The following is a 7,186-nucleotide window of genomic DNA, read 5'->3' as shown; positions in this document are numbered from 1 at the left end:
GCGACATGACGCGCGGCTTCAGCAGCGCGAAGAAATCGCCCGCCGTCGCTTCCGACAGGCGAAAGCCCGCTTCGTCAATCAATGGTCGTCGACAAGGGCCATGCGTACTTAAGTCCATCATCCGTTGGCCGAAACCGCCGGCGGACCGGCGGTTTCGTATTCGAGCGAACAGCCGCCTTACTTGATCTTCGGCAGCTGTTCCCACTGGTGGAAGGGCGGCGGCGAAGGCAGCTGCCATTCGAGCGTCGTTGCGCCCTCGCCCCATGGGTTGGCGCCGGCGATCCGCTTCTTCTGGAAGGCCTCGAACACGCCATAGAGGAAGATCAGGACGCCGACGGCCGAGATATACGAGCCGATGGACGACACATAGTTCCAGCCGGCAAACGCATCGGGGTAGTCGATGGTGCGGCGCGGCATGCCGGCGAGACCGAGGAAGTGCTGCGGGAAGAAGATCAGGTTCACGCCGACGAAGGTGACCCAGAAGTGGGTGTTGGCGATGACGGGCGAATACATGTAGCCGGTCATCTTCGGGAACCAGTAGTACCAGCCGGCGAAGATGGCGAACACCGCGCCCAGCGACAGCACGTAGTGGAAGTGGGCGATGACGAAATAGGTGTCATGCAGCGAGCGGTCGAGGCCGGCATTGGCCAGCTGGACGCCGGTGACGCCGCCGATGGTGAACAGGAAGATGAAGCCTAGCGCCCACAGCATCGGCGTCTTGAACGAGATCGACCCGCCCCACATCGTCGCGATCCAGGAGAAGATCTTCACGCCTGTCGGCACCGCGATGACCATGGTGGCGAAGACGAAATAGCGCTGCGTATCGAGCGACAGGCCGGTCGTGTACATGTGGTGCGCCCAGACGATGAAGCCGACGGCGCCGATCGCCACCATGGCGTAGGCCATGCCGAGATAACCGAACACCGGCTTCCTCGAGAAGGTCGAGATGACGTGGCTGATGATGCCGAAGCCCGGCAGGATCAGGATGTACACTTCAGGGTGACCGAAGAACCAGAACAGGTGCTGGAACAGGATCGGGTCGCCGCCGCCGTCGGGCGCAAAGAAGGTGGTGCCGAAATTGCGGTCGGTGAGCAGCATGGTGATGCCGCCGGCCAGAACCGGCAGCGACAGCAGGAGCAGGAAGGCGGTGATCAGCACCGACCAGGCAAACAGCGGCATCTTGTGCAGCGTCATGCCAGGCGCGCGCATGTTGAAGATGGTGGTGATGAAGTTGATGGCGCCGAGGATCGACGAGGCACCGGCAATGTGGATCGACAGGATCGCCAGATCCATGGCCGGCCCGGGCTGGCCCGAAGTCGACAACGGCGGATAAAGCGTCCAGCCGCCACCGACACCATAGGCACCCGGTGCGCTCGGCATGAACATCGAGGTGAGCAGCAGGATGAAGGCCGGCGGCAGCAGCCAGAAGGAGATGTTGTTCATGCGCGGGAACGCCATGTCGGGCGCGCCGATCATGATCGGGACCATCCAGTTGGCAAAACCGCCGATCAGCGCCGGCATGACCATGAAGAAGATCATGATCAGGGCGTGCGCGGTGGCGAAGGCATTGTACATGCTCTTGCCGCCGTCGATCGCGGCGTCACCGTTCATGCCGTAGACCATCTGCGCCAGACCGCTGAAGATCTGGATGCCAGGCTCCTGCAGTTCCATGCGGATGGCGACCGACAAGGCGCCGCCGATGATGCCGGCCATGATCGCGAAGATCAGGTAGAGCGTGCCGATGTCCTTGTGGTTGGTCGAATAAACCCAGCGCACCCAGCCGTGATAAGGCTTGTGGTCGTGCCCGTCGTGAGCTGCAGCGTCTGCCATGTTCCGCTCCGTTCCCTAAATCTTGCTAACCCGCGGCATCAGTTGCCGGCGGCCGCTACCTTGTTCTGGCCGTCGACCTCGGCCATCAGCGTCTTGTTGGCGCCGGGCAGATCGGTCTTGGCTGCCGCCAGCCAGGTCTTGAACTGCGCATCAGAGACGACGCGGATGGCGATCGGCATGAAGGCATGGTCCTTGCCGCAGAGCTGCGAGCACTGGCCGTAAAAAATACCTTCCTTCTCCGCCTTGAACCAGGTCTCGTTGGTGCGACCCGGAACGGCGTCGATCTTGATGCCGAACGACGGCATGGCGAAGGAGTGGATCACGTCGGTCGCGGTGACGAGCACGCGGGTCATGGTGTTGACCGGCACGACCAGCTCGTTGTCGACGGCCAGCAGGCGCGGGTAGACCTTGCGGTCCTCCTTGCCGGCAGCGGCGCGTTCGGCGTCCTGGAGGATCGCGGAGTTGAAAGAGAGCGTGTTGTCGGTCTGGTACTCGTAGTCCCAGTTCCACTGGTTGCCGGTCGCCTTGACGGTCAGCTTTGCTTCTTCCGGCGGCGTGTATTGCGCGGTCAGCAGCTGGAACGAGGGGATAGCGATGAGGAGCAGGATGACGACAGGTCCGATCGTCCAGATCAACTCGATCCACGTGTTGTGGCTGGTCTTGGACGGAACCGGGTTGGCGCTCGCGCGGAATCTGATGATGCAATAGGCGAGAAGAATCAGCACCAGGATGGTGATCGGGACGATGAACCACATTGTGTAGTTCCCGAACCACTCGATCTGCCGCATCATGTCGGTCGCCGGCGCCTGGAAGGTTGTCTCCCAGTTCTTGGGCTGGTCGGCATGGGCGGATGCGCCGGCGAAAAACGTGATAGCGGCACAAGCACTTAGAAACTTGGCACTTGCTGGAACCTTGGCGTTTGCCAGGAAATTTCTCATCGCCCTCATCGTCTCCCAGTTCCTCGCTGTGGTACCCACGAGAATAACGAACAATGCCGGGACGGGAATCCCGACAGTTTCAAGCTGGTTCAAACCATACTCTTTTTCCCTCCGCAAGAAAGGAGCGGACGAAACCGTGCGGCATTTTTGCGCGCAAGCCCGGATGTGCCTTTGGAGGCAGCCGCGGCAGCCCCGAATCGCCTACATTGAACCCACAGCGGCATTCCCGCGGCGCGCACGTGCCGAACGTCGCAATTCGGGCGAAATTGGCAGGGAAAAGCGCCGTATTGGCTTTTTCGGGGCAGACCTGGTGCGGTCTCGTCCTTTACTTGGCTTTGGCGCGGCTTAAAGTGCCGTGATTCGCAATGGAGCCGTCATGAATTACTGGCTTTCGAGAAACTCTCGGTTTTCGAGAAACTGGGCGAAGGTCATCTTTTTCGCCGCCCTGTCTGGCATCGGCTTGTCCGCGATCGTGTCCGGCACGGCGAACGCCGCGCAACCGAGCGGTACCGTTCGCTCGACGCATGGCGCATGGTCGATCATCTGCGACACGCCGGCCGGTGCCACCTCGGAACAATGCGTGATGATGCAGAACGTCGTCGCCGAGGACCGTCCGGAGATGGGACTGTCGGTCGTCGTGCTGCGCACCGCCGACAACAAGGCGGAGATCCTGCGCGTTCTGGCGCCGCTCGGCGTGCTTTTGCCCAACGGGCTTGGCCTCAATGTCGACGGCAAGGACATCGGTCGCGCCTATTTCGTGCGCTGTTTCCAGGACGGCTGCTATGCCGAGGTTATCCTCGAAAAGCCGCTTCTCGACACGCTGAAGACCGGCACGTCGGCCACCTTCATTGTCTTCCAGACCCCGGAAGAAGGCATCGGCATCCCGGTCGACCTCAAGGGTTTTGCCGACGGCTTCGCCGCCCTCCCCTGAAAGCCCGGCGACATCACCGGCTTCATCAACCAGAAGTGACGTCGACGGTCTGCTGGCAAACCGCTTTTGTCTTCACAATGCGGCTGAGCGATTGTCTCGGCGCACCTTCGCGCCTACATCGTGGCAAAGACCCATTCCTCCTGTGAACGGACGCGCCATGAACAGCCTGATCGGCCAATTCGACATTTCAGACGATCGCATCAAGCAGATCGTCGCCGAAACCATCAACGGCGCCGATGACGGCGAGCTGTTCCTCGAATACAGCGAGAGCGAAGCGCTGATGTTCGACAATGGCCGGCTGAAGACCGCCAACTTCAACACCGACCAAGGGTTTGGCCTGCGCGCGGTTGCCGGCGAAGCCAGCGGCTATGCCCATTCCAGCGATCTCTCCGAAGCTTCGCTGCTGCGCGCGGCCGATGCCGTTTCGACCGTCAAGGGCGGCTATTCCGGCACGCTTGCCGCCGCACCCGCCCGCACCAACCGCCATCTCTATGGCGAAGAGAACCCGATCCCCTCGCCCTCCTTCGAGGCCAAGGCAAAGCTCCTGCAGGAAATCGACGCCTGGCTGCGCGCCGAGGACCCGCGCGTGCGGCAGGTTTCGGCATCGCTCGCCGCATCCTGGCAGCATGTCGAGATCGTGCGCGCCGACGGCCAAATGGTGCGCGACATCCGCCCGCTTGTCCGCGTCAACGTCTCCGTCGTTGTCGGCAATGGCGACCGCCAGGAGAGCGGCTCCTACGGCATGGGCGGCCGCAAGGCGTTTGGCGAATTCCTGGTCGAGGACAGCTGGAAGCACGCCGCCAAGGAGGCGCTCAGGCAAGCTCTGGTCAATCTTGAGGCGATACCGGCGCCGGCCGGCACTTTCGACATCGTCTTGTCCAGCGGCTGGCCGGGCGTCATGCTGCACGAGGCCGTCGGCCATGGGCTGGAAGGCGATTTCAACCGCAAGAAGACCTCGGCCTTCGCCGGACTGCTCGGCCAGCAGGTCGCCGCCAAGGGGGTGACCGTCGTCGACGACGGCACGATGCCCGAGCGGCGCGGCTCGCTGACAGTCGACGACGAAGGCACGCCTTCGGCCCGCAATGTGCTGATCGAGGACGGCAAGCTGGTCGGCTACATGCAGGATCGCCAGAACGCCCGGCTGATGGGCATGAAGGCAACCGGCAACGGCCGCCGCGAAGGCTACGCACACCAGCCGATGCCGCGCATGACCAACACCTATATGACGGCGGGCGACATGGAGCCGGACGAAATCATCGCCTCGGTCAAGAACGGCATCTATGCCGTCTCCTTCGGTGGCGGCCAGGTCGACATCACCTCGGGCAAATTCGTGTTCGGCTGCACCGAGGCCTACATGATCGAGAACGGCAAGGTGACGCAGCCGATCAAGGGCGCGATGCTGATAGGCAACGGTCCGGACGCCATGCATCGCGTCTCGATGATCGGCAACGACATGAAGCTCGACACCGGCATCGGCATGTGCGGCAAGGCCGGACAGGGCGTGCCGGTCGGCGTCGGCCAGCCGCATCTGCGCATGAACCAGATGACGGTGGGCGGCACGCGGGTCTGAGCGAACGGCCCCGATGGCCGGGCTTATGCCTTGCCGATAGACCGGCGCGAAGTCGTGTAGAGAATCAGGAAGGCGATGACGCCACCGATCGCATATTTGACCCAAGCACTCAGGTAGTCGACGGTCCCGTCGTGGCCGGAGACATACAGCGCAGCTGCGACAAACGTCATGGCTGCGATGCCAAGTGCATAGGACGGCAATAGCCCGGTTCGAGCGATCTTTCGCAAAATCCAGGCGACGAGCGCACCCGAGAGCGCCATCATGAGAGTTGCGCCGGCGCTTACGTTATGCGGCGCCTGACATCGCGCTGCGGACATTTGGCGGGCTCCCAACAGTAGAGGTCGCGGACAGCGCGGTGGTGTCGTCCGCACTCGACCTCGCAAAGAAGGGAATGGATTTCGCAGATGCTCTGCATCTGGGGAAATCAGCTCATTGCGCTGGCTTTGCAACCTTTGATCGTAATTTCCTCAAGGCTGCAAAGACGGCGGGATATGACAGCTTGCAGGAAGCATGACAAAGGTCCGTCGCTGGCGCCCTGATGGTCGAGTCAGACCGAATGCGCCCGCTGATGCTTGCGTTTTCCAGTTTGAATTCCCGGCTGCACCTTGAAGTGAACACAATCGGCATTAGGAAATTGTTAGGTGTTTAACTGCCTGGGCTGCCGTTTCCGCACGAACGCAGTGCCGGCCTTCTGGTTGCGGTGGTGTTGGCAATGCGGCATTTCCCCGGCGTCCTGACCTCCTCTTTCCTGCTTGGCTTCGTTTCGTTGATTGGCGCGACATGGTTGCAAGCCAGTCCGGCGGCGGCACAGTCGACATTGTTCAAGTCGCGATCGACGCAATCTGCCGCAATTGGTGGAAGCACCAGCGTCCCCTACGGTTGGGTCGATTTCTGCCATCGCCGGCCAAAGGAGTGCAAGGTGCCCGCTCTGCCGGCCGCGAATATCAAGCTGACCGCGCAGAACCTACGCATCCTCAAGCGGATAAATCACAAGGCGAACAGCGCCATCAAACCCGTCAGCAATTTCGATCACTGGGGTACGATGGCGGATCACTGGGACTATCCGGTAGACGGTAAGGGCGACTGCAAGATCTACGCGCTCTACAAGCGCAAGCTTCTTCTGGCAGCGGGATTCCCCCGGCAAGCGTTGCTGATGACCGTGGTGCGCGACCTGGACAATGAAGGCCACACCATTCTGACGGTGAAAACCGACAAGGGTGATCTTGTCCTGGACAATCTGGTCAATGAGATCAGGCCCTGGAATGCGACGGGCTATTACTTCGTGAAACGTCAGTCGCAGCAGAACCCAAACACCTGGGTGTCGATCAACCAACGCGGCGGCACGTCGAAACGACTGTCGCCAAGTTCGTAGGGCCGAAGCCTCCAGGCTATCGCCGCTTCTTCGGCTTCTCCAGCAGTGCCACCGCTTCGACTTGCGGCGACCACAGGAACTGGTCGATCGGCGTCACGCTCTTCAAGGCGTAGCCGCCGTCGATGAGGATGCGCAGGTCGCGAGCCAGCGTCACCGGATTGCAGGATACCGCGGCAACGTAGGGAACATCCGAGCGGGCGATCTGCTTCGACTGGTCCTCGGCGCCGGCGCGCGGCGGGTCGAACACCACACCGTCGAACGCATTCAACTCCTTGAACGTCAGCGGCCGGCGGAACAGGTCGCGGCGTTCGCCCGTCACCCGCTTCAAGCCGGTGGCGAAGCGCGATCCACGGTCGAGCGCTGAAAGCGCTGCCGCATCGCCTTCCACCGCATGGACTTCCGACTTCGCGGCCAGGCGCAGAGCAAAGCTACCGCAACCGGCGAAAAGATCCGCCACCTTCTTGGCACGCTTCAGATGTCCGCCGACGATGTCGGCCATCGCCTGTTCGGCGGCCTCGGTTGCCTGCAGGAACGCGCCCGGGGGC

General features: G+C 62.0%; 7 protein-coding genes and 1 pseudogene. 4 read left to right on the top strand and 4 right to left on the bottom strand.

Annotated features, from left to right (window positions below; translation table 11 throughout):
- Positions 1 to 177: 177 nt before the first annotated feature.
- Complete coding sequence (ctaD, locus tag ENZ75_RS15065; protein ID WP_013532779.1) at positions 178 to 1,830, bottom strand: cytochrome c oxidase subunit I; 1,653 nt, start codon at positions 1,828 to 1,830, stop codon at positions 178 to 180.
- 38 nt (positions 1,831 to 1,868) lie between these two features.
- Positions 1,869 to 2,885, bottom strand: coding sequence for a cytochrome c oxidase subunit II (coxB, locus tag ENZ75_RS15060; RefSeq protein ID WP_032809847.1), 1,017 nt, complete (start codon positions 2,883 to 2,885; stop codon positions 1,869 to 1,871).
- Between the two features lie 259 nt (positions 2,886 to 3,144).
- On the opposite strand from coxB, the gene ENZ75_RS15055 reads away from it, so the two are divergent.
- Positions 3,145 to 3,699, top strand: a complete 555-nt coding sequence (locus tag ENZ75_RS15055; RefSeq protein ID WP_013532781.1) for an invasion associated locus B family protein — start codon at positions 3,145 to 3,147, stop codon at positions 3,697 to 3,699.
- A gap of 157 nt (positions 3,700 to 3,856) precedes the next feature.
- On the top strand, positions 3,857 to 5,269 hold the full coding sequence (tldD, locus tag ENZ75_RS15050) for a metalloprotease TldD (RefSeq protein ID WP_024503610.1): 1,413 nt from the start codon (positions 3,857 to 3,859) through the stop codon (positions 5,267 to 5,269).
- 23 nt (positions 5,270 to 5,292) lie between these two features.
- Here the strand turns inward: tldD and ENZ75_RS15045 are convergent, their stop codons facing one another.
- Positions 5,293 to 5,586, bottom strand: coding sequence for a hypothetical protein (locus ENZ75_RS15045; protein ID WP_063167679.1), 294 nt, complete (start codon positions 5,584 to 5,586; stop codon positions 5,293 to 5,295).
- 41 nt (positions 5,587 to 5,627) lie between these two features.
- On the opposite strand from ENZ75_RS15045, the gene ENZ75_RS15040 reads away from it, so the two are divergent.
- Positions 5,628 to 5,783, top strand: a complete 156-nt coding sequence (locus tag ENZ75_RS15040) for a hypothetical protein (protein ID WP_244514273.1) — start codon at positions 5,628 to 5,630, stop codon at positions 5,781 to 5,783.
- Positions 5,784 to 5,981: 198 nt separating this feature from the next.
- Complete coding sequence (locus ENZ75_RS15035) at positions 5,982 to 6,641, top strand: transglutaminase-like cysteine peptidase (RefSeq protein ID WP_063167678.1); 660 nt, start codon at positions 5,982 to 5,984, stop codon at positions 6,639 to 6,641.
- A 16-nt stretch (positions 6,642 to 6,657) separates the two neighbouring features.
- Here ENZ75_RS15035 and ENZ75_RS15030 read toward each other — a convergent pair.
- Positions 6,658 to 7,186, bottom strand: a pseudogene (locus ENZ75_RS15030) (class I SAM-dependent RNA methyltransferase); the annotation flags it as partial.

The sequence above is a fragment of the Mesorhizobium sp. M7A.F.Ca.CA.002.04.1.1 genome (assembly GCF_004022805.1).
GTDB lineage: Bacteria > Pseudomonadota > Alphaproteobacteria > Rhizobiales > Rhizobiaceae > Mesorhizobium > Mesorhizobium ciceri.
Note: the sequence above shows the minus strand (reverse complement) of the source record. Positions and strands in the feature narration are given on the sequence as shown.